This is a genomic window from Ornithinimicrobium sufpigmenti, assembly GCF_004322775.1.
Classification (GTDB): domain Bacteria; phylum Actinomycetota; class Actinomycetes; order Actinomycetales; family Dermatophilaceae; genus Ornithinicoccus; species Ornithinicoccus sufpigmenti.
Map to the genome: position 1 here is coordinate 1,330,894 of NZ_CP036403.1, position 20,911 is coordinate 1,351,804.

At 73.1% G+C, this 20,911-nt stretch carries 19 protein-coding genes; 13 read left to right on the plus strand and 6 right to left on the minus strand.

The features are described 5' to 3' along the window. Positions 1-142 precede the first annotated feature (142 nt). Together ESZ52_RS06130 and coaE are read left to right on the plus strand one after the other, a co-directional pair. Positions 143-817 (plus strand): VOC family protein, encoded by a 675-nt coding sequence (locus ESZ52_RS06130; RefSeq protein WP_131104149.1) that lies wholly within the window; start codon positions 143-145, stop codon positions 815-817. 52 nt (positions 818-869) lie between these two features. Beyond that, positions 870-2,069, plus strand: a complete 1,200-nt coding sequence (coaE, locus tag ESZ52_RS06135) for a dephospho-CoA kinase (RefSeq protein ID WP_131104150.1) — start codon at positions 870-872, stop codon at positions 2,067-2,069. Between the two features lie 48 nt (positions 2,070-2,117). On the opposite strand, the gene ESZ52_RS06140 is transcribed toward coaE, so the two are convergent. Further along, a complete protein-coding gene (locus tag ESZ52_RS06140) occupies positions 2,118-2,894 on the minus strand; it encodes a helix-turn-helix transcriptional regulator (RefSeq protein WP_131104151.1) in 777 nt (258 codons plus the stop codon). A gap of 249 nt (positions 2,895-3,143) precedes the next feature. On the opposite strand from ESZ52_RS06140, the gene ESZ52_RS06145 reads away from it, so the two are divergent. After that, the gene (locus ESZ52_RS06145) at positions 3,144-3,368 is read left to right on the plus strand and encodes a hypothetical protein (RefSeq protein WP_131104152.1); all 225 of its coding nucleotides are present in this window, start codon (positions 3,144-3,146) and stop codon (positions 3,366-3,368) included. A gap of 20 nt (positions 3,369-3,388) precedes the next feature. Here the strand turns inward: ESZ52_RS06145 and ESZ52_RS06150 are convergent, their stop codons facing one another. Next, positions 3,389-5,533, minus strand: a complete 2,145-nt coding sequence (locus tag ESZ52_RS06150) for a S9 family peptidase (RefSeq protein ID WP_131104153.1) — start codon at positions 5,531-5,533, stop codon at positions 3,389-3,391. Positions 5,534-5,629: 96 nt separating this feature from the next. Here ESZ52_RS06150 and ESZ52_RS06155 point away from each other — a divergent pair, with 96 nt between their 5' ends. The 7 genes from ESZ52_RS06155 to ESZ52_RS06185 all read left to right on the plus strand — a co-directional run bounded on the left by ESZ52_RS06155 (position 5,630) and on the right by ESZ52_RS06185 (position 13,058). Next, the gene (locus tag ESZ52_RS06155; protein WP_131104154.1) at positions 5,630-6,718 is read left to right on the plus strand and encodes a PAC2 family protein; all 1,089 of its coding nucleotides are present in this window, start codon (positions 5,630-5,632) and stop codon (positions 6,716-6,718) included. Between the two features lie 100 nt (positions 6,719-6,818). Further along, the gene (locus ESZ52_RS06160; protein WP_131104155.1) at positions 6,819-7,577 is read left to right on the plus strand and encodes an EcsC family protein; all 759 of its coding nucleotides are present in this window, start codon (positions 6,819-6,821) and stop codon (positions 7,575-7,577) included. Between the two features lie 66 nt (positions 7,578-7,643). Continuing rightward, positions 7,644-8,804, plus strand: coding sequence for a DUF4192 domain-containing protein (locus ESZ52_RS06165; protein WP_131104156.1), 1,161 nt, complete (start codon positions 7,644-7,646; stop codon positions 8,802-8,804). Between the two features lie 98 nt (positions 8,805-8,902). Then, the gene (locus ESZ52_RS06170; RefSeq protein ID WP_131104157.1) at positions 8,903-9,310 is read left to right on the plus strand and encodes a universal stress protein; all 408 of its coding nucleotides are present in this window, start codon (positions 8,903-8,905) and stop codon (positions 9,308-9,310) included. 52 nt (positions 9,311-9,362) lie between these two features. Then, entirely contained in the window at positions 9,363-10,517 is a 1,155-nt protein-coding gene (locus tag ESZ52_RS06175; RefSeq protein WP_131104158.1) for a hypothetical protein, read from the plus strand. A 250-nt stretch (positions 10,518-10,767) separates the two neighbouring features. Further along, complete coding sequence (locus ESZ52_RS06180; RefSeq protein ID WP_131104159.1) at positions 10,768-12,510, plus strand: RNA polymerase sigma factor; 1,743 nt, start codon at positions 10,768-10,770, stop codon at positions 12,508-12,510. A gap of 32 nt (positions 12,511-12,542) precedes the next feature. Next, on the plus strand, positions 12,543-13,058 hold the full coding sequence (locus ESZ52_RS06185; protein ID WP_131104160.1) for a GNAT family N-acetyltransferase: 516 nt from the start codon (positions 12,543-12,545) through the stop codon (positions 13,056-13,058). A gap of 6 nt (positions 13,059-13,064) precedes the next feature. Here ESZ52_RS06185 and arfB read toward each other — a convergent pair whose 3' ends face one another. Genes arfB through ESZ52_RS06205 form a run of 4 tightly spaced genes read right to left on the minus strand, consistent with a single transcriptional unit; the run spans position 13,065 to position 18,278 of the window. Beyond that, entirely contained in the window at positions 13,065-13,535 is a 471-nt protein-coding gene (arfB, locus tag ESZ52_RS06190; RefSeq protein WP_131104161.1) for an alternative ribosome rescue aminoacyl-tRNA hydrolase ArfB, read from the minus strand. Positions 13,536-13,553: 18 nt separating this feature from the next. Next, the gene (locus ESZ52_RS06195; protein ID WP_131104162.1) at positions 13,554-16,001 is read right to left on the minus strand and encodes a transglutaminase TgpA family protein; all 2,448 of its coding nucleotides are present in this window, start codon (positions 15,999-16,001) and stop codon (positions 13,554-13,556) included. Further along, positions 15,998-17,287, minus strand: a complete 1,290-nt coding sequence (locus tag ESZ52_RS06200) for a DUF58 domain-containing protein (RefSeq protein ID WP_131104163.1) — start codon at positions 17,285-17,287, stop codon at positions 15,998-16,000. The genes ESZ52_RS06195 and ESZ52_RS06200 overlap by 4 nt, the downstream gene beginning before the upstream one ends. A gap of 13 nt (positions 17,288-17,300) precedes the next feature. Further along, complete coding sequence (locus tag ESZ52_RS06205; RefSeq protein ID WP_131104164.1) at positions 17,301-18,278, minus strand: AAA family ATPase; 978 nt, start codon at positions 18,276-18,278, stop codon at positions 17,301-17,303. Positions 18,279-18,635: 357 nt separating this feature from the next. Here ESZ52_RS06205 and mraZ point away from each other — a divergent pair, with 357 nt between their 5' ends. The 3 genes from mraZ (at position 18,636) to ftsL (ending at position 20,869) form a co-directional block, all read left to right on the plus strand. Further along, entirely contained in the window at positions 18,636-19,070 is a 435-nt protein-coding gene (mraZ, locus tag ESZ52_RS06210) for a division/cell wall cluster transcriptional repressor MraZ (protein WP_131106467.1), read from the plus strand. Between the two features lie 246 nt (positions 19,071-19,316). Next, positions 19,317-20,420, plus strand: coding sequence for a 16S rRNA (cytosine(1402)-N(4))-methyltransferase RsmH (rsmH, locus tag ESZ52_RS06215; RefSeq protein WP_131104165.1), 1,104 nt, complete (start codon positions 19,317-19,319; stop codon positions 20,418-20,420). Then, positions 20,417-20,869: a cell division protein FtsL gene (gene ftsL / locus ESZ52_RS06220; protein ID WP_131104166.1), complete on the plus strand. Its 453-nt coding sequence runs from the start codon at positions 20,417-20,419 to the stop codon at positions 20,867-20,869. The genes rsmH and ftsL overlap by 4 nt, the downstream gene beginning before the upstream one ends. Positions 20,870-20,911: the final 42 nt, after the last annotated feature.

The window sequence follows — 20,911 nt, forward strand, 5'->3', positions numbered from 1 at the left end:
GACCGCGAGCCGTGGCCACCGCGCCAGGGGGTATGCGGTGGGCCCTGTCTCGTATACCAGACTGGCAGTGTCATCGGCGGCGATCTGGGCCGCCGCTCTGGCACAGTGACCGCATGGACCGGGAGACGGACGGGAACCGATCATGACCACCGAGCACGAGCTGAGCCACGACCCCGAGCTGACCGACTGGAGGGTGCTTCTCGGACGGCTGCACGCACGGTTCGGCACCGGGGAAGGCGGGTTCGCCGCCGGCGCCGAGTTCGCCTCACGGGTCGCGGCCCGGGCGGACGAGCTGGACCACCATCCCGACCTCGACCTGCGCTACGGCCACGTCACCGTGACCACGGTCTCCCACGACGTCGGGCGGCTGACCAGCAGGGACCGCAGGCTGGCCGTCGCGATCTCCCAGATCGCCGCCGAGCTCGGCCTGAGGGCGACCCCGGAACAGCTCAGCGCCCTGGAGATCGGCCTGGACGTGATGGTCGCCGAGGAGGTGGCACCGTTCTGGCGCGCGGTGCTCGGGTACGAGCCCGACTCCGAGGGGGGCGAGGCGGCTTCCCTCGCCGACCCTGCCGCCCGCCACGCCGCACTGTGGTTCCAGCAGATGGACGAGCCCCGCACCGAGCGCGGGCGCTTCCACCTCGACATCACGGTGCCGCACGACGTCGCGGAGGAGCGTCTGGCAGCAGCGCTGGCGGCCGGCGGGCGGCTGGTCACCGACCAGTTCGCACCGTCCTGGTGGGTGCTGGCCGACGCTGAGGGCAACGAGGCGTGCATCTGCACCTGGCAGGGCAGGGGCCAGGGCGACGACGCCTAGCAGGGTGGAACCGGCCGCCGGTGGGAGGTCCACCGGCGCATAGCCTGGGCCCATGCTGCGCGTAGGCCTCTCCGGCGGGATCGGCTCCGGCAAGTCCACGGTCTCGGCCCGGCTGGCCGAGCTCGGCGCGGTCGTGGTCGACGCCGACCGGGTGGCGCGGGAGGTGGTCGAGCCAGGCACGCCGGCGCTCGCGGAGATCGCCGAGCGCTTCGGCCCCGGCGTGCTCACCGCGGACGGCAGCCTGGACCGGGCCGCCCTGGGCGCGATCGTCTTCGACGACCCGCAGGCCCGCCGCGACCTGGAGGCGATCACCCACCCGCGGATCCTCGCCCGGTCGCGCGAGCTCTTCACCACCGCCTCCGCGGACGCCGTCGTCGTCCACGACATCCCCCTGCTGGTGGAGATGGGTCGCGCCGCCGACTACGCACTCACGGTGATCGTCGACGTGCCGGAGCAGGAGCGGCTGCGCCGGCTGGTGGAGAGCCGGGGTATGTCGTCCGACCAGGCCCGAGCCCGGATCTCCGCCCAGGCCGACGACGCGCAGCGCCGGGCCGCGGCGGACGTGCTGCTCGACAACTCGGGCACGGTCGACAAGGTGCACGAGCGGGTCGAGGCGCTGTGGCGCGAGCGGCTCGCGCCCTTCGAGCGCAACCTCCGCTCCGGCACACCGGTCCGGCGGCCCGAGGAGCTGGCCGTCGTCGCGCCCGACCCGGACTGGCCGGCCCAGGCTGCGCGGCTGCTCGCCAGGCTGCGCAAGGCGCTGGGCGACACGGCCCTCCGCGCCGACCACATCGGCAGCACCAGCGTCCCCGGTCTGCCCGCCAAGGACGTCGTCGACCTGCAGGTCGTGGTCGAGGACCTGGCTGTGCTCGACGACCCGGAGGTGCGCTCGGCCCTGACCCAGGTCGGCTTCCTGGTGCCGGACCGGCTGTGGCACGACCACGACCACCAGGGACCCGGACCAGCGGTGGCGTCGCGGCCGAAGAAGATCCTGGCCACCGGCGACCCCGGGCGGGTGGTCCACTGCCACGTCCGGCCGCTCGACTCACCGGCCTGGCGGCTGGCCCTCCTCTTCCGGGACTGGTGGCGCGCCGACTCCGACGAGCGGGCCGCCTACGCCGACCTCAAGCGCACCCTGGAGGCACGCGGGCTGAGCACCAGCGACTACACCGAGGCCAAGGAGCCGTGGTTCGCCGAGGCGGCCGAGCGCGCCGAGGCCTGGGCCCGTCGCACGGGGTGGCAGCCGAGCTGAGGCTGAGGGGACCACGCCCCGAGCCGCTCACGATGCGCAGGCGCATCATCAGCGCAGCCGCATCGTGGTGGACACCGGGGCACCCGCGTCGTCGTCCAGCCGGTCCATGAGCATCACGGCCGCCACCCGGTTGGTGACGCCGAGGCGGTCGTAGAGGTGCTGCAGGTGGGTCCGCACCGTGCCCTCCGAGATGTGCAGCCGGCGGGCGATCTGGGCGTTGGTGAGCCCGAGCCGCAGCTGCTCGAGGAGCTCGCGCTGCCGAGGCGTGATCCGGGCGATGCTGCCGGCGCGTTGCCGTTCGCGGGTCCGGTACATCCGCTCGAGGTGCGGCATGAGCAGGAGCAGCAGGAAGCGGTCGTCCTCGGTGAAGCCCGGGCCCTCGTCGCGCTCCACCAGCAGGCGCAGCTGCCGGCCACCGCCGTCCGGCAGCACCAGCATCATCTCCGGGGTGTCACGCGCGGTGTGCGGGTGAGCGCGGCGCTGCTGAGCGGTCAGGAAGTCGGTGTTCAGCTGGACGTGGTGGTAGGTGCCGGAGCGCTCCGGGAAGCTGCAGATGCTGGTCCAGTAGTCCGCCCACCAGGCGTCGTTCTCCGGGGCCCAGGGCACAGGGTGGATCAGGAACGGTCCCTCGTCCACCGCATACCCCTGGCTGAAGTAGTGCGTCTCGGCCGTCGAGTCGAGGTGGTTGAGACGCACGCACTCGCAGTCGACCAGCTCGCAGAGCCGGCGGAAGAACTCGTCGGGCAGGGCGTAGCCGGGTCCGTCGAGCTGCAGGAGCTCACGGATCACCCGCAGCGTCGACTCGCTGGAGAGGTTCCCGCGCATCGTGTCCACCTCCTGCTCGCCCCGGAGGGCCGACACCACCAGTGTGGACCTGTTCGCGCACGGGAGGCACCTACGACGATCTGCGTATGTCGCGCACGCTGACGTGCCAGAACCCGCCGGTGCGGCGGGAGGTACGCAGAACCTCGTATTCCTTTGGAGGCCTCCCACGACCCACCGTGGAGGTGCACGTCACCCCTAGCGTCCGGGCACCTCCGCGCCGGACGGGGGACCCTCCACGAGGAGACCACGATGGACACCAGGAGCACGACACCTCGCACCCGGACGCTCGCCACGCTCAGCCTGGCGACGCTCGTCGGAGTGCTGGCCGCGACGGGGGTCGCATCCTTCGCCGCCGGCGAGGACGCTCCCGCCCCGGTCACGGCCACGGACGGCGGCTGCGGGACGCCGGACGCGCAGCCCGCGGCGCGGATCACCGGCCTCTGGTTCGGGTCGACCATGTACGCGGCCAGGTGAGCCTGGCCGACGGTCTGGTCCTACGTCGTCCGGGTCGCCTCCTCCGGCGCCACCAGGCCGAGGACCTCCGGCAGCGCGTCCGGCTCCTCGCCGAGGACGTGCTCGGCCAGGAAGGCGAGCACCACGGCATACCAGACCTTGGCGTGCTGGGGTGCGAGGATCCAGTGGTTCTCGTGCGGGAAGTAGAGGAAGCGGTGGACCGTGGAGCCGTCGGCCTCCGCGGGCCGGCCCGAGCGGGACAGCAGCTCGTACCACAGCCGCAGGCCCTCACCGATCGGGACGCGGTAGTCCTTGTCGCCGTGGATGACCAGCATGGGGCTGACGATCTGGTCGACGTAGAGATGCGGTGAGTGCTGGCCGCTCATCTCCGGCGTCATCTCCCGCTGCCAGTAGTAGGCGGCGTCGGTGGTGGAGCCGAAGGCGTCCAGGCCCCACAGGGAAGCGTGGGTGACCACGGCCTTGAACCGGTCGGTGTGCCCGGCGATCCAGTTGGCCATGTACCCGCCGAAGGAGCCGCCCATCACCGCGGTGCGGGAGCTGTCGATGTCGTCCCGCGCCTCGACTGCGTCGGTGATCGCCATGAGGTCGGTGTAGGGCGCATCGCCCCAGGCGCCCCAGCCCCGCTGGATGAAGTCCTGGCCATAGCCGGTCGACAGGGCCGGGTCGGGCAGGAGCACGGCATACCCGCGGGCGGTCATCAGCCACGGGTTCCACCGCCAGGTCCAGGCGTTCCAGGAGCTGAGCGGGCCCCCGTGCACCCAGAGCAGCAGCGGGTGGCCGTCGGGGCTGTCCGGCCGGTCGTGCGGGAGCGCGAGCCAGGCCCGGACGCGGGTGCCGTCGGCGGTGGTGGTCTCCACCTCCTCCAGCCGGCCCGGGACCGTCGGCCGCTCCACCGGCCCCGGCAGGGGAGTGACGTCGCCGCTGGCCAGGTCGAGACGCACCACCTCCGGCGGGAAGAGGTAGGAGCTGCGGACGCCGTAGGCGGTGGTGCCGTCGGGAGAGAGCACCAGGTCGCTCCAGGCGGCGTCGTCGTGGGTCAGCTGGGTGACCTCGCCGGAGGGCACATCGACCCGGAAGACCGGGCGGCGGCCGTCGCTGTCCGCCAGGACGAGCACGGCGGAGGCGTCCGGCAGCCAGGCGACCGGGCTGGCCCACAGCTCCCAGTCCGGGGCCAACGGGGTGAGCTCACCGGTCGCGGTGTCCATCAGGTGCAGACGGGGCTGCGGTGGCTCGGTGGGGGAGGTCGTGCGGCCGGCCACGACCACGGCGCGGGTGCCGTCCGGGCTGACCGGACCGGGGGAGGCCTCCAGACCCTCCACGTCGACCAGGGTCCGGCGCTCGCCGGTCGCGAGGTCCACGCGGGCGATGCCGTCGCGTCGGCTGGCCCGCGCCTCGGGGATGGTCACGGGCAGGAGGGCGAAGGTGCCGTCCGGGGCCAGCACCGGCGTCGGGTCCTGGGTGGCCGGGAAGGTGCCGCCGGTGAGCAGCTTCAGGTGCATCTCGGGTGCGCGGTCGGTGGTGCCGGGCAGCGGCGGACGGACCTCGCCCTCGTCGCCGGTCTCGTCGTCGTCGCCGGGGCGGGGGCCGGGTCCGCGCTGGACGGCGAAGACGTGCGGCACGTCGGGGCCCAGGTCGTGGTCCCAGTAGCGGATGGGGTAGCCGCTGTGCAGGATCGCGTCCACGCTGGCGTCCTTGCGGCGGGTGCGCAGCGTCGCGTGCTCCTCCTCGCTGGAGGCACCCGGGAGCAGACCGCCGGTGACGACCACCCGGTCGGCGCGCTCGGCGCACACCACCTTGGTGATCCCGCCGGCCCGGCTCAGCACCACCCTGGCCTCACCGCCCTGGGCCGGGATGTGCCACAGGGCGGTGACCGGCTCGTCCTCCTCGCCCTCGGGGTCGGGGCGGGAGGAGGTGAAGTAGAGCGCGCCGTCGATCCCGAACGCGGCGCCGGCCTCTCCCGTGGAGCTGCGGGTGATCCGGTGCGCGGGACGCTGACCGGTCGGGTCCAGCTCCCACAGCGCGGTGGCGTAGCCGGTGCCCTTGCGGTTGAGGGTGGCCACCGTGGTGACCAGCCGTGAACCGTCCGGGCTCAGGGCAAGCCCGGCGACGCGGGGCAGCGCGACGTAGTGGTCGAGGTCGTGAAAGGGTGAAGCCGGTGCGCTCATGGGTCCTGTCCTATCATCCGGCACCGACACGGGTCGCCCCGGAATCCTGAGAAGGGCTAGGGCGTTGTCCCACGTCAGACGAGAGGAGAGCCCCGCGTGACCACGCATTCACCGCTGTTCCGCCTGGAGGTGGACTCTGCCCGCCAGCCCCAGCCGGCCCCGCTGCTGATGGTGTCCCTGGAGGGATTCCTGGACGCCGGACACGTCCGGTCCACCCTGGCCGAGCACCTGCTGGACACCCTCGAGCACGAGGCGGTGGCCACGTTCGACACCGACCAGCTGGTGGACTACCGCTCGCGTCGACCCCTGATGACCTTCGACGCCGACCACTACACCGCCTACGAGCAGCCCTCCCTCGTCCTCTACCGGTTGGTGGACTCCGCGGGGGAGCCGTTCCTGCTGCTGCACGGGGTGGAGCCGGACTACCGCTGGGAGGGTTTCGTCGAGGCCGTCCGGCAGCTGTGCCTCGCCTTCGGCGTGCGTCGGATGGTCACCGCCCAGGGCATCCCCATGGCGGTCCCTCATACCCGCCCCGTCGGCACCACCCGGTTCGCCAGCGACTCCTCCGCGCTGGGTGACTACACCCCGATCTTCGGCCAGGTCAAGGTGCCCTCGAGCGCAGACACCTTGCTGCACCTGCGGCTGGCCGAGGCGGGGCTGCTCACCCTGGGTGTCGCCGTGCACGTCCCGCACTATCTCGCCGACACCCAGTTCGGGGACGCGGTGGTCGCCGCGGCCGACGTGGTCATGGAGCTCACCGGCCTGGTCCTGCCCACCGCCGACCTCATCGCGATGGCCGGTCTGACCCGCGGCCAGATCGAGGCCGAGCTGGCGCAGCACGGGGAGGCCAAGGAGGTCGTCGAGGGGCTGGAGCGCAGCTACGACCGGTTCGTCGAGGGCCAGCGGCGCAAGAGCCTGCTCGCGGCCCAGGCCGCCAACCTGCCCAGCGCCGACGAGATCGGCGCCCAGCTGGAGGCCTTCCTGCGCGACCCCGAGTCGGTCGAGTCCTCGGCACCGGCGGAGGAGAGCCCTGCACCGGCCGAGGGCGCCGACGGTCACGACACCACGCCGACGACGCCGAGCAGCGAGGTGGGTGAGCCTCCCGAGTCCGCCGACGGTGTCGAGGACGCCGCCGATGGGGCGGACCGCCCGGAGGGCTCCGAGGACGGCGACCCCCGGCCCTGATCGGCGCACGCCCCTCTCCGGGTGCGACGGCATACCGCGCACCCTGTCGTACACCGTGCCAGGATGAACCGTCCTGCCGCCCGAACCCTAGGAGTTGCTCGTGGGTCTCTTCGGATCCAACAAGCCCGCCCGTCGGGACGACAGTCGCGCCGTCGTCGAGGAGGACCCTGGTCCGATCGACGCCGCGGCCAACGCCTTCGTCGGCAAGCTGCTCGACCTCGGCATCGACGGGATCGGGCCGGTGGACTCCGTCGATGAGGTCGTGGCCAAGCTGCGCCGCAAGCACGGCGAGGACGGCAAGGGTGTCGAGGCGGCCATCAAGGAGGTCGTCTCCGACCACGTCAAGAAGGCCGGTGTCGGCGGGTTCCTGACCGGCGCCGGTGGCGTCGTCACCATGCCCGTCTCGCTGCCCGCCAACGTGCTGGAGTTCTACGTGCTGGCCACGCGCATGGTCGCCAGCATCGCCACCCTGCGCGGGTATGACGTGACCACCAAGGGCGCCCGCTCGGCCGTCCTGCTCTCGCTGGTCGGGGCCGACGCCGACGACCTGCTGCGCAAGGCCGGCCTGGGCACGGTCTCGGGGATGACCGGCTCCGGGCGGCTGGCCGCGATGGCCTCCAACCGGATGCCGCGGGCCGCGGCGATGATGATCAACAAGGCGGTCGGCTTCCGGCTGCTGACCCAGGTCGGCGGCCGGGCCCTGACCCGGTTCGTCCGCTACGTCCCGGTCGCGGGCGGCATCGTCGGCGCCGGCCTGGACGGGTTGCTGATGAAGCGCATCGCCGACCATGCCCGGTCGGAGTTCACCACCGAGGCGCTCACCGGCGCGGTCCTGGAGGCCGACGGCCACACCCGCTGAGCGGGAGTTATCCACAGATCCTGGACGGACCGGTTCCGAGGGCTCGGTCCGCGCCACGCTGAGGTGATGAAGACACCTGAGCTGGCGGGGGGCTCACCCCGGAACGACGAGACCGTCCTGGTACGTGGCATCACCCATCTCCTGGCGGTGGTGCCGCACCTCATCGGCTATCTGCCCGGGCGCAGCCTGGTCGTGGTGGCGACCCGGATCGAGAGCACCCGGAGCGGGGTGCACCGGGGAGGGGTGGTCTTCGCCGCCCGCGTCGACCTCCCACCACCGGCCCACGTGCAGCAGCTGACCCAGGTGCTCGGCGAGCCTCTGCGCCGGCTCGCCGGTGAGGGCGGGCAGCTCATGCTGCACGTCTTCGGCTACGACCTGCCGACGGGTCCGGACGGGGAGGTGGATGCCGGGTATGTCCAGGCGCTGCTGCAGGCGCTGGAGACCACCGCCCTGTGGGCCGGGACCGAGCTGCACGACGTCGACCTCGTCCGGGAGGCGGGCCGGCAGCACCGGCGTCTGCTCGTCGCGACCCGCCGGACACATGAGCAGTGGCAGCCGGTGCCGGACGCAGCTGACGTGCCCGCCGCCGCCGAGTTCGTGCTGCAGGGCCGGGCGCCGCTCGCCTCTCGCGAGGAGGTGGCCGCGGCCGTGCGCCGCCGTGACGAGGAGGCCGCCGCCCGGACCGACCTGGCGCTCACCCTGCTGGCGGCGGATCGGGCCAAGCTGGACCCGGACGCCGCCCTGAGGGCGCTCGGGGCCTGGGTGGTGCACGGCGCCCCGTCACCGACGGCGCGCGAGCGCGCCTGGATCATCGCCGAGCTGCACGACCGGCAGGTGCGGGACGCCCTCCTGGGGAGGTGGTTGCCGCAGATGTTCGAGGTGCAGGACATCCTCGGTTCCCGCGAGGCGGCGCTGTTCTGCCGTCGGGTGCCACCCTGGCCACGGGAGGCGCCGGACGCCGCACTGGACCGGTTGCTCGAGCTCGCGGCCAAGGTCCCGTTCGAGCTGGGCGCCCCGGTGCTGACCGTGGCGGCGTTCCTGGCGTGGGGCCGCGGCCAGGGCACGGTGGCCAACGAGGCGTGCGACCTGGCGCTGGAGGTGGACCCCGACTACCGGATGGCGGTGCTGCTCCGCGAGTGCCTGGAGCACGGCGTCAAGCCGCCTCGTGCCGCCGCGAACCGTCAGGGGCGCCGCGCGCGACGACGAGGTCCGGGCACGGCCGCCTGACCGGCCGACCTGCTGCGCGGGAGGTGCCCGCGAAGCCGCTGGGCGGCGGTGTAGGGTCGCTGCCAGCAGTGTCGGACGCCCTAGAGGAGGCAGTCTCCATGTCGGTCATCGTCGGCTACATCCCGACCCGCGAAGGTCGGGCCGCCCTCACCGCCGCGCGCAGCGAGGCGCTCCTGCGCAAGACCAAGCTGGTCGTGGTGAACTCCCAGCGCGGGGGACGGGACTTCGACGCGCACCAGGCCCAGCTCTTCGAGGAGGAGCTGCGGCGGGTGCAGCGCGACCTGGACGAGGCCGGGGTGCCCCACGAGGTCCGCCAGCTGGTGCGTGGCAACGAGCCGGCGGAGGACCTCATCGAGGTGGCGGAGCAGTCCGACGGTGAGCTGATCGTCATCGGCCTCCGACGGCGTACCCCGATCGGCAAGCTGATCCTGGGCTCCAACGCGCAGCGGATCCTGCTCGACGCCGTCTGCCCCGTGCTCGCGGTCAAGGCCGGCGAGGACGACTGATCTGTTCGGACGCCGGCTGAGCTTCGGCTCGCCGAGCTTCATGGGGACGAGAATGCGCACACGGATCCAGCTGGTCACGATGGTCGCGGCGGTGGGTCTGCTGCTCGCCGCGTGCGGGGGCAGCGAGGCCAGTGGCGGTGATGGCGCTGGCGAGGGTCGCGGCGGGTCGGAGGAGCCGGCACCGTCGGGACTCGGTGTCGGTGCCGACTACTCCGTGCTCGGTGCTCTGGCGGAGTTGCCTCCCGCACCGACGGAGGCCTACACCGTCCAGACCGGTGACCTCGCGACGGCCTCGGAGCTCGTCGGGCTCGAGGTCCCGACCGAGGCAGATCCGGCGGCCGTGGGTGCCTGGATCGGCCCCCTGACCGGAGCCCCGCAGGAGGACGGCTCGTGGTTGCCGATCTTCGTGCCCTTCCCGTCGGCCCTCGGCACGCCGCACCAGGTCGCGGAGTTCCACGAGGTGGCTGGCTGGTCGGTGGCGGACGTCGACTCCTTCGTCGAGCTGACCGACCCGCTCCACCTCAACGCCGTGGTCGTGGGCGGCTTCGCCGACGACGTGCTGGACCACCTGCCGGAGGCGGCGGACGGGGTCCGCACCGTGGGGGAGGGCGATGACCTGAGCGTGGACCTGACGCAGGCCACGGCCGTGAGCCACACCGGTCGTCCCGTCCGGCTGGCGCTGGCCGACGGGAAGCTGGCGGTCGGTCTGCGCACCAGCCAGATCAGCGGGTGGCTGGCCGGCTCCCGGACGACCCTGGCTGACGACGAGCAGGCGGCAACGCTCGCCCGTGCCCTCGACGAGATCGGCGTCGTGTCGGCCGTGCTGCACGTCGGCGAGCCGGGTGGCTTCGCCTACCTGCCCGTGCCCACGGCGGACAGGCAGACGGGCCAGCCGGAGGGACTGCCCGAGCACCCCTTCGACGCGGTCGCGATCGGCTGGCTCATGGAGGAGGACGAGCCCAGGATGGTGCTGGTCTACCACCACCGCAGCAGCGAGTCGGCGCAGGAGGCGGTGGGCCAGCTCGAGACGTTCCTCGCCGCGGCGCAGACCCACTCCGGTCAGCCACTGTCCGACCTGGTGGAGCTGGTCGACGCGGGTGCCGACGGGCCGGTGACGGTCGCGACACTGCGCCCCGCCGACCCACGTGCACCCGGCCAGCTCGTCTCGCTGCTGATGAGCCGTGACGTGCCGTTCGTGCACCAGTAAGGAGCCCGAGCTCGGCGGCGCTGACGCTTCGTCTGCGGCGGTCGCACCCTTTTGACCAGCCAGGATTGGACTGTGGGGCGGCCCCGGCCAGGGGCGGTGGAATGTCCCCGGAGGGGGTGGCGTTTTATAATGGTGCGAGAGTCAGCCTGCCGACCCGGCAGAACGAGGACACCGCACCCATGACCGACGGCCTGACCGCGCCCGCCGGTGTGGCCGATCCTCTCCCGCGAGAAATGAGTTGGACATCCCCGTGACCGCCCGGACATCCCATACCCCCGCCGCCACCACACTGCCCACCGCCTTCGAGCACGACGCGCTGCGCGCCCTCCTGGCCCAGGGCACGCAGCAGGGCTATGTGGACGCCGACCAGGTCAAGACCGCCCTCGAGGCGGCCGAGGTCACCAAGCCCGCCGACCAGAAGAAGGTGCTACGCGTCTTCAGCGACCAGGCGATCGAGGTGCGCGCCGACGTGACCCCGGCCAAGCGCACCACCCGTCGTCGTGCGCCGGCCAAGAAGACTGCCGCGGTCACCACCACGAAGACGAAGACGGCCGCCCAGCCCACCGCCGAGGAGACGCCCTCCGCAGAGGAGGCGACCGGCACCGTGGCCCGCAAGAGCACCGCCCGCAAGACGACGACCGAGGCCGACGAGGCCACCACAGCCAAGAGCGCCGCGACGAGGACGACGGCCAGGAGCGCCGGCAAGACGGCTGCACCCAAGACTGCCGCGAGCAAGACCACCGCGAAGAAGGCGCCGGCCAAGAAGGCCACGAGCACCCGGGCCGCGGCAGACGCCGCAGCCGGGGAGGGCACCACGACCACGCGCAAGCGCGCCGCCAAGAAGACCACCGCCGGCACGACCACCGCGGCGGCCAAGGGTGCCGACAACACCGACGAGGACCTCGAGGAGGTCGACCCCGCTGAGGTCGACCTCAAGGACGAGGACGTCGACGCGGACGCTGAGGGCGGCGAGGAGACCGAGGCGGCCGCGCCGGCCCGGCCGGGTGCCAGGAGCGACGACAGCTTCGTGCTGTCGACCGCCGACGACGACGACGCCCCGGCCCAGCAGGTCGTCACCGCCGGCGCCACCGCGGACCCGGTCAAGGACTACCTCAAGCAGATCGGCAAGGTCGCGCTCCTCAACGCCGAGCAGGAGGTCGAGCTCGCCAAGCGTATCGAGGCCGGCCTGTTCGCCGAGGAGAAGCTGAACTCCGGCGAGAAGATCGACGCCAAGCTCAAGCGGGAGCTGTGGTGGATCTCCAACGACGGCAAGAACGCCAAGAACCACCTGCTCGAGGCCAACCTGCGCCTCGTGGTCTCGCTGGCCAAGCGCTACACGGGTCGCGGCATGCTCTTCCTGGACCTGATCCAGGAGGGCAACCTGGGCCTGATCCGCGCGGTCGAGAAGTTCGACTACACCAAGGGCTACAAGTTCTCCACCTACGCCACCTGGTGGATCCGGCAGGCGATCACCCGCGCGATGGCCGACCAGGCCCGCACCATCCGCATCCCGGTGCACATGGTCGAGGTCATCAACAAGCTGGCCCGCGTGCAGCGCCAGATGCTGCAGGACCTCGGCCGGGAGCCGACGCCGGAGGAGCTGGCGGCCGAGCTGGACATGACCCCCGAGAAGGTCGTCGAGGTCCAGAAGTACGGCCGCGAGCCGATCTCGCTGCATACCCCCCTCGGCGAGGACGGGGACAGCGAGTTCGGTGACCTCATCGAGGACTCCGAGGCGGTCGTCCCGGCCGACGCCGTCTCCTTCACCCTGCTCCAGGAGCAGCTGCACTCGGTCCTGGACACGCTCTCCGAGCGGGAGGCCGGTGTGGTCTCGATGCGCTTCGGCCTCTCCGACGGCCAGCCCAAGACCCTCGACGAGATCGGCAAGGTCTACGGCGTCACCCGCGAGCGGATCCGGCAGATCGAGTCCAAGACGATGAGCAAGCTGCGCCACCCCTCGCGCTCGCAGGTCCTGCGCGACTACCTCGACTGACGACCGGCCGAGGAAGGGCAGGAGGGGTGGGTATGCCGTCGGCGCCCGCGCCGTTCACCGTGGTGCAGGTCCGCGAGGAGGACTGGCAGTCCTACCGCGACCTGCGCCTGGAGATGCTGCTCGACGCCCCCGAGTCGTTCTGGACCCGGTATGACCAGATCGCCGACCGGGGCGAGGAGCAGTGGCGCCACGCGGTGGCGAGCGCCACGACCCTGCAGGCCGTCGGCGAGGAGGGCCGCCCCCTGGGCACCCTCACCGTCGACCGCCCACGCGTGGACGCCGGCCTGCCAGGGACCGTCTTCGTGCTGGGCGTCTACGTCCGCCCGGAGGCCCGAGGCCGCGGCGTGGGGGACCAGCTGCTGCGGACGGCCGAGCAGGTGGCCGTCGAGCAGCTCGGCGCCCGGCGTCTCCTGCTGCACGTGAGCGAGCTCAACGAGCCGGCCCTGGCCCTCTACGCGCGTCACGGTTATCGGCCCACCGGTGAGTCGATCGCGCACCCGCGGCTGGCCGGGGTGCGTGAGCTGGAGCTGGCCAAGCTGCTGAGCTGACGCCGCTCAACCTTCCGGGCCCGGACGCGCCCGCCCCGCCTTGATCTGGGCCCGCTGCCGCTTGGCCTCCATGCGGCGTCGCTGCGACCCACGGGTCGGCCTGGTGGCGCGCCGGGCGGGGGCCGGGGGTGCGAGCGCCTCGCGCAGCAGGGCGGCCAACCGCTCACGAGCCGCCCGGCGGTTGCGCCGCTGCGAGCGGTGCTCGCTCGCGACGACCCGCACCCGCCCGCCCACCAGGTGCGCCGCCAAGCCGCTCGTCGCGCGCGCCCGCTGGGTAGGGGTCAGGGCCTGGGACGTCTCCGGGTCCCACCACAGCTCCACCCGGCTGTCGGTGGTGTTGACACCCTGCCCGCCCGGTCCGCCGGCGCGGCTGAACGTCTCCTCCAGCTCCGCCGCAGGCACGACGAGGCCCCGGGGCAGCCCCGGCCCCGGCGGCACCACCAGGTCGAGCTCACCGGCCGGCCTACCCTCACGCATGGCAGCCGGGCCGCGGGATCAGCGGCGCCACGTCCGGGCCCGCAGCTGGGCGAACCAGTCGGCGATGCCCGCCAGCCCGCTCCCGGGGAGGAGGGCGGCGTTGGCCCGGACGTTCCAGGGGGAGGCCTGCCGCACCCCGTCCACGACGACCTGCACGTCCTTCCCCATCCGTTCGGCGTCACCCTCGGACAGGGTACCGACCGGGGCGTAGCGGCTGCGCTCCAGGGTCGCGGTGGCCCGACGCAGGGCGTCCTGGGCGGGGGAGACCAGCACGGTGCGCTGCTCGTAGTAGCCGCGCATCACCCGTGGGCTGCGGGCCGGCGGTTCGTCGACGCCGAGGTCGGCCAACGACCGGGTCAGGACCCGCCAGTGACCCTCGACGCGCTCCGCGGGGTCGCGGGCGTGGCGCAGGCCGCGCTCGCGGTCGTGCCGCCCCACCAGCGGCACGACCGTCATCAGCAGGGCCAGCACCAGCACCAGGCCGAGAAGGGTGGCGATCGTCGGCAGCAGGCGGCGCAGGTCGTCCGTCCAGCTGTCCGCCGGGGGTGCCGCCGCCTCCGTGGGCTCGGGCAGCTCGGGGACCGGCTCGGGGGCCGGCTCGGCCGTCGCGGGTGCCTGGTCAGTGTCGACGGAGGCTCGGGTCCAGGGCGGGATCGAGCTCACCCGGGCACCCGGCGTGGGCTCGAACCGGGTCCAGCCCATCCCGCTGATCCACAGCTCGGGCCAGGTGTGCGCGTCGGCGACGACCACGGTCCTGGAGCCGTCGTTCTGCCGGGTGCCGGGCAGGAAGCCGACCGCCATCCGGGCGGGGATCCCCTCGTGCCGGGCCATCATCACCATCGTCTGCGCGAACTGCACGCAGTAGCCACGGCGCGAGGCGATGAAGGCGCTGATCGGGTCCGAGGCCCCGACCTCCGCCGCGGGCGTGAGCTCGAGGGAGTAGGTGTAGGCCCCCGGCTGGCGGAAGTGGTTCTGCATGAGGATCGCGGCCTGCAGGGTGTTCTCCTCCGTGCCCACCACCTGCTCGCTCAGCGCCGCGATCGCGTCGGCCGAGGACGGGTCCACCGCCAGCAGGTCGGCCGAGAAGTCCCCGGGGTCGGCGGGGACCGAGCCGACGTGGCCCGGCAGCTGTGCACCCGGCGTGGGTGCCTGGTACATCGCCGTGTAGCGCGGCGCGCGGCCCTGCAGCACCGCCGTGGAGTCGGCGGTGTCGAAGCGGTAGTCACCGCCGCTGCTCAGCTCCAGCCCGACCAGCGGCGCGGGTGCGGCGAGGTGCGGAGGGGCGAGCTGGTTCTCCAGCACCTGGGTCTGGTACGTGGACACCTCGACGTCGTCGGCCACGCCGGAAGGCCGCGGCAGCGGAGAGTTCAACGGCAACAGGTCGGCGGAGAGTCGCTCCGGCGCCTGCCAGCGACCGTCGGCGAACCGTTCGGTGGCGGTCACCCGCAGCGGCTCCACGGTGGTTCCGGTCGTGCGGTAGCGCAGCACGGGTGCCTGCGACTGGTTGCGCAGGTCCTGGGAGGGGTCCATGGTCTCGGTGAAGGCCACCTCGCCGGAGGGGTCGCCACCGACGGTCCGGGCGTCGGGGTTGCGCGCCAGCCCTCCGCCGAAGAAGGTGGGGGGCAGGTGGGGCAGGGCGCTGGCGCCGAGGATGGCCACGACGAGCGTGCTGGCGCCGAGCACCTGCGCCAGCCCCCGCAGGCTGCGCGGACCGGTGGACACGTCCTGGCCGCCGCGGGACTCCTGCCGGTTGGGCGAGGACCAGCCGCTGGTCACCCGGTGGCTCTGCTGGGCCAGCATCACCAGCCACAGCAGCCCGACCGCGAGGAAGTACCACGGCTCCATCGCCCGGCCGGTGTTCGACACCGAGACCAGGAAGCCCGCGGCCAGCGGGATCCCTGCGCTCGCCGGTGCCCGCCCGGTGACCGCCATCGAGTCCACCGAGACCGCGGTGAGCGTGAGCACCGAGACCACGAGGAAGGAGACGCCCTCCGTGGTCGGGGCCGGTGCGGCATACGTCTGCAGCACGGTGCCGGCCTGCTGCAGCAGGCCGCCGACCCGGTCCAAGGTGTCCGAGGTGGGGACCAGGCCCCGCCAGAGGGTCTCGCGCAGGTAGACCGCGCACACCCCGCCGATGCCGAGCAGCAGCTGCCCCAGCGCCACCAGGCTGGGCGGCACGTCCAGCGTGCGCATCACCGCCCCGCTGACCGCGACCAGCGCGACGAGCGCGATCGCGGGCAGCATCCAGGTGTCCTCGCGCAGCAGGCCGGTGAGTGGCCAGGCGACCGCCAGCGTGGCCAGGGCCGCGACCAGGCCCTCGGCCCACATGCCGCGCGCGAAGGCGTCCTGGTCGGGCAGCAGCGCACGCCCTGGCCCTGGGCGTGGTGGCTTCGAGCGCCGGGGCTGCGGCGGCCCGGGCGTCGGCGACGGTGGGGTCTGGGTGGGCGGGGGCAGCGTCCAGGTCATGCCGACCGCCCGACCTGTGCGGACTCGCCCAGCGCCGCCCACGCCTGGGGAAGCTCGGTATGCGGTCCGCACTCCACCGTGCGCCAGCCCGCCTGGGCGAGCGCCCCCGCCGCCCCGACGCCTCCGGCGCTGCCGCGAGTGTCCTCACCTCCGCCGGCCCGGTCGCCGGCGCGGGCGGTGCTGCCGAAGCGCGAGGGGTCCAGGACGAACGCCAGGGCGCGCGAGCCGGGCTGGCGGATCGAGGCCAGCGCCCGCAGGTCCTCCTCGTCGTGCGCGACCACGGCGGCGACCACCAGGACACCACCGGCGGCGAAGGGGGCGGCGACCGCGGCCAGCCGGGCCAGCCGGGCATCCCGCTCCGGCGTGGCCCGGGCCAGGATGGTCAGCGCCTGGTCCAGCTCCACCGGGTGGTCGGCCGAACCCTCCCGGACCGTGCTGTCGGTGAGCAGGTGGATCACGAAACCCTGAGGCTCCAGGTGCTGGGCCACCGACGCGACCGCCGAGACCGCCCACTCGTAGGAGGCCCGGACGCCGCTGCCGGGGTGGGCCCGTTCGCGGGAGTCGAGCAGGAGCACCGCGCGCCGCCGCGCGGGGCGGTCCTCCTGGCGCACCATGAGCTCGCCGCGGTGGGCGGTGGCCGGCCAGTGCACCCGGCGCAGCTCGTCGCCGTCGCGGTAGGTGCGGATGCTGACGTCGTCCTCGCCGTGCAGGGCGATCATCTGCGGCATCTCTCCCTCGCTGCCGCGCGAGGTGCCCCGGACGCGACCTTCGCCAAGGTGGTGGGTGCGGGGGAGGACGAGCACCTCCGAGCGCGAGGACAGCTGCAGGGTGAGGAAGGTCAGCCCGAACGGGTCGCGCTGCCGCAGCACCACCGGGCCCAGCACGTAGGCCCCCCGGTGCCGGGAGCGCACGGTGTAGCGCAGCCGCCGGTGCTCGCCCGGGTCCATCCGGGGCAGGACGAACCGGGGCCGGTCGCCCAGCTGGTAGTCCAGGTGCTCCTCGGCCAGGTAGACGGGAGTCCGGCGCCTGCCGACGTTGGTGAAGTGGGTCTCGACGGCACCACGCTCGTCGGGGATCAGCCGTCCCGGGTCGGCCTCGCGGCGGACCTGGATGCGCGGGCTGCGGCGGGGCATGAGGAGCAGGGCGAGGACGGGCAGCGCCGCCAGCAGGACGCCGATCCGGGTGATGTCCTCATACCCGAGCAGCACGCCGGCGGCAGCGGTGACCAGCCCCAGGACGAGGAAGACCCGTCCCCGGCTGGTCAGCATCTTCCACGGCGAGCGCATGGCGGGCTCTGGCTCAGCGCCCGGAGGGCACGGTGGTGCGCTCGACGAGGTCGCGGACGATGTCGGCCGCGCTGTGCCGGGCCAGCGAGGCCTCGCCGGTGGGGATCACCCGGTGGGCCAGCACCGGGACGGCGACGGTCTGGACGTCCTCGGGCAGGACGTGGTCGCGGCCGGCCAGGGCGGCATGCGCGCGGGCGGCACGGAGCAGCTGCAGCCCGGCTCGCGGCGAGGCGCCCAGCCGCAGCATCCGGTGGCTGCGGGAGACGCCGACCAGCTCCACGACGTACTGGCGCAGGGCCGGCGCGACGTGCAGCTGCCGGATCGCCTCGATCTGGGTCTGCACCTCCTCGGCGGTGGTCACCGGTGTCAGGGCCTCCAGGGGGCTGACCCCGCCGTGGTGCTCGAGCATCGTCATCTCCGAGCGGGGGGAGGGGTAGCCCATGGAGATCCGAGCCATGAACCGGTCGCGCTGGGCCTCGGGCAGCGGGTAGGTGCCCTCCATCTCGATGGGGTTCTGGGTGGCCATCACCAGGAACGGGGGCGGCAGCGGGTAGGTGCGGCCGTCGACGGTCACCTGCCGCTCCTCCATCGCCTCCAGCAGGGCCGACTGCGTCTTGGGGGAGGCGCGGTTGATCTCGTCGCCGACGACGACGTTGGCGAAGATCGCGCCGCGGCGGAACTCGAAGGTCCGGGTGTCCTGGTTGAAGACGCTGACACCGGTGATGTCGCTGGGCAGCAGGTCGGGGGTGAACTGCACCCGGCTGACGCGACAGTCGATGGCCCTGGCCAGGGTCTTGGCCAGCATGGTCTTGCCCACCCCGGGCACGTCCTCCATCAGCAGGTGGCCCTCGGCGAGCAGCACGGTGACCGCGGTCGAGACGACGTCGTCCTTGCCCTCGATCACGGTGGTGATGGCGCGGTGGACCGCCCCGGCCACCGCGGTCACGGCGTCCAGATCCACGGTCTCGGGCGCGGTCGACAAGGCAGACATGTGCGAAGTGTGCCAAACCCGGCTGACGGTCGCTGCATCCTGACCGAAACTTCCCCTCCTCCACTTCCCCCCACCACGCCGCTCCACCTCCCACCACTGCGGTGCTGCCGGAGCGCTGACCTGCACCTTCTGAGTCCGGTATGGCGTCCCGCGGGCGGGCCAGCGTCCGCACGCCAACCCGGCTCGCCCCATCTCCTCCACCTTTCCCTCACGGTGCTGCCGGGCCCTGACCTGCGAGATCGGTCGGCATACCGGCAGAATGGCGCGTCAGCGGTGGTGCGAGGGGAGCAAAGTGGAGTAAAGTGGGGCAATCTGGAGAAGGCAGGCCCGTACACCGAGTCGAAGGGGGTGGTCCGAGTGCTCTTCCTCGGCACCTACACGCCCCGCCTCGACGACAAGGGACGGATGTTCCTGCCGGCCAAGTTCCGCCGCGCCCTCGAGGACGGCCTGGTGATCACCCGCGGGCAGGAACGCTGCCTCTACGTCTTCTCCCGTGAGGAGTTCGAGCGGATCACCACCCAGTGGCACAGCAGCCCGACCACCTCCCGTGCGGTGCGCGACTACCAGCGCGTCTTCCTCTCCGGCGCCTCCGACGAGGCACCGGACAAGCAGGGCCGACTCACCATCCCGCAGATCCTGCGCGAGTATGCCGGGCTGCAGACCGAGTGCACCGTCATCGGGGCCGGCAACCGCGTCGAGGTCTGGGACTCGGCCGCCTGGGACGCCTACCTGGAGCAGACCGAGCAGTCCTTCGCCGAGCAGTCGGAGGAGGTGGTCCCCGGGCTGATGTGAGCCGGAGGCGAGCCGGAGGCGATCCGTGCCCGACCCCGCCCCGACCCTGGCCTCTCCCCGTCCGTCCCGCACCCAGGCTCCACTTCCCCGGAGCCTGGTCGCGGAACCGCAGCTCCCGACCCGACTTCCCCCGGGCCGGGCGCCACGACGGACGGTGGGGGACCAGGGTCCGGGCGGCCAGGTCGAGGATCGCGAGGCATCACCAGCGTCACCAGGCATCACCAGGCATCACCGGGGACAGGACCCATGGCCGCAGGCACGCCCCCTACCGCGGACCGGCACGTGCCGGTCATGCTGGACCGCTGCGTCGAGCTGCTCGCCCCCGCGCTGTCCAGGCCGGGGGCGATCTTCGTGGACGGCACGCTCGGCATGGGCGGCCACACCGAGGCGGTGCTGCGCGCCTGCCCGGAGGCTCGGGCGATCGGGATCGACCGCGACCCCCAGGCTCTCGCGCTGGCCGGCGAGCGGCTGGCGCCCTTCGGTGAGCGCTTCACCCCCGTGCACGACGTCAGCGACGACGTGCCGGCGGTGCTCGCCGACCTGGGACTCCCCACAGCCGACGCGATCCTCTTCGACCTCGGGGTCTCCTCGCTGCAGCTGGACGAGACCGAGCGCGGCTTCGCCTACCGCGCCGACGCCCCCCTGGACATGCGGATGGACCAGTCGACCGGGATGACCGCGGCGGAGGTGCTCAACACCTACGAGGCGCGGGACCTGGAGAGGGTGCTGCGCGACTACGGGGAGGAGCGCTTCGCGCGCAAGATCGCCCGGGCTGTGGTCCGCCGCCGCGAGCAGGAGCCGTTCACCACCTCCGGACCCCTGGTGCAGCTCCTGCACGACGTCGTCCCCGCCGCGTCCCAGCGCAGCGGGGGACACCCTGCCAAGCGCACCTTCCAGGCGCTGCGCATCGAGGTCAACGCCGAGCTGTCCGTCTGGGAGGCGGGGGTCGGTGCTGCCCTGCGCGCCCTCGGCGTCGGTGGCCGGCTCGTCGTCCTGTCCTACCACTCGCTGGAGGACCGCATCACCAAACGGGCGCTGGCGGCCGGCGCCACCAGCTCCGCCCCGCCGGGACTGCCCGTCGAGCTGCCGGAGCAGCGGCCCTGGCTGCGCCTGCTCGTCCGCGGGGCCGAGCAGGCGACCCCCGCCGAGCAGGCCGCCAACCCGCGCTCGTCCTCGGTCCGCCTCCGCGCCGCCGAGCGCACCCGCAGCACACCCGACCAGATCTCCCGCACCACGCACAAGCCCGCCACCCGCACGACCCCCGACCAGGCCAGGCCCGGCCAGACCAGGCCCGACCAGACCACGCGCACCACCCCCGGCCCGCACGCCGCCCGAGAGGACCTCGCATGAGCCAGATGACGATCTCCGCCCGTCTGCCCCGCGCCGGACGCGCCACGATCGGCGCCCGTTCCGGCGCACGGTCCGTGGACGCCTCCCCGGCCCGCACCAACCTCGGCTTCCTGCTGCTGTGCGCCTTCATCGTGTCCGCGAGCTTCACCGCGGTCCTGGTGCTCAACACGGCCCGTGCGGAGGGGTCCTACGTGCTGTCCCGGCTCGAGATGCAGAAGACCGCCCTGCACGACCAGAAGGTCACCCTCGCCGAGGAGCTGGCCGACAAAGAGTCCCCCGAGAACCTGGCCCGGGCCGCGGAGAAGCTGAAGATGGTGCCCTCCACCTCGACCGCCACCCTGCGGCTGTCCGACGGCTCGATCACCGGCGTGGCGTCCAAGGTCCAGGACGGCCGCACGATTACCGTGGATCTGCCCTCGACGGGCATCCCGCTTCCGAAGGACGACTGACGCAGGAGTGAGCAGGCCAGTGGCAGCAGCGCGCACCTCACG

Bases quoted from the DNA above. Each gene is read 5' to 3' on its own strand.
- ESZ52_RS06140 (WP_131104151.1), bottom strand. From the start codon at position 2,894: ATGCGCGGGAACCTCTCCAGCGAGTCGACGCTGCGGGTGATCCGTGAG.
- ESZ52_RS06205 (WP_131104164.1), bottom strand. From the start codon at position 18,278: ATGTCTGCCTTGTCGACCGCGCCCGAGACCGTGGATCTGGACGCCGTG.
- ESZ52_RS06175 (WP_131104158.1), top strand. From the start codon at position 9,363: ATGCGCACACGGATCCAGCTGGTCACGATGGTCGCGGCGGTGGGTCTG.
- ESZ52_RS06170 (WP_131104157.1), top strand. From the start codon at position 8,903: ATGTCGGTCATCGTCGGCTACATCCCGACCCGCGAAGGTCGGGCCGCC.
- ESZ52_RS06165 (WP_131104156.1), top strand. From the start codon at position 7,644: ATGAAGACACCTGAGCTGGCGGGGGGCTCACCCCGGAACGACGAGACC.
- ESZ52_RS06195 (WP_131104162.1), bottom strand. From the start codon at position 16,001: ATGACCTGGACGCTGCCCCCGCCCACCCAGACCCCACCGTCGCCGACG.
- ESZ52_RS06200 (WP_131104163.1), bottom strand. From the start codon at position 17,287: ATGCGCTCGCCGTGGAAGATGCTGACCAGCCGGGGACGGGTCTTCCTC.
- ESZ52_RS06185 (WP_131104160.1), top strand. From the start codon at position 12,543: ATGCCGTCGGCGCCCGCGCCGTTCACCGTGGTGCAGGTCCGCGAGGAG.
- ESZ52_RS06130 (WP_131104149.1), top strand. From the start codon at position 143: ATGACCACCGAGCACGAGCTGAGCCACGACCCCGAGCTGACCGACTGG.
- rsmH (WP_131104165.1), top strand. From the start codon at position 19,317: ATGGCCGCAGGCACGCCCCCTACCGCGGACCGGCACGTGCCGGTCATG.
- ftsL (WP_131104166.1), top strand. From the start codon at position 20,417: ATGAGCCAGATGACGATCTCCGCCCGTCTGCCCCGCGCCGGACGCGCC.
- ESZ52_RS06150 (WP_131104153.1), bottom strand. From the start codon at position 5,533: ATGAGCGCACCGGCTTCACCCTTTCACGACCTCGACCACTACGTCGCG.
- coaE (WP_131104150.1), top strand. From the start codon at position 870: ATGCTGCGCGTAGGCCTCTCCGGCGGGATCGGCTCCGGCAAGTCCACG.
- arfB (WP_131104161.1), bottom strand. From the start codon at position 13,535: ATGCGTGAGGGTAGGCCGGCCGGTGAGCTCGACCTGGTGGTGCCGCCG.
- ESZ52_RS06145 (WP_131104152.1), top strand. From the start codon at position 3,144: ATGGACACCAGGAGCACGACACCTCGCACCCGGACGCTCGCCACGCTC.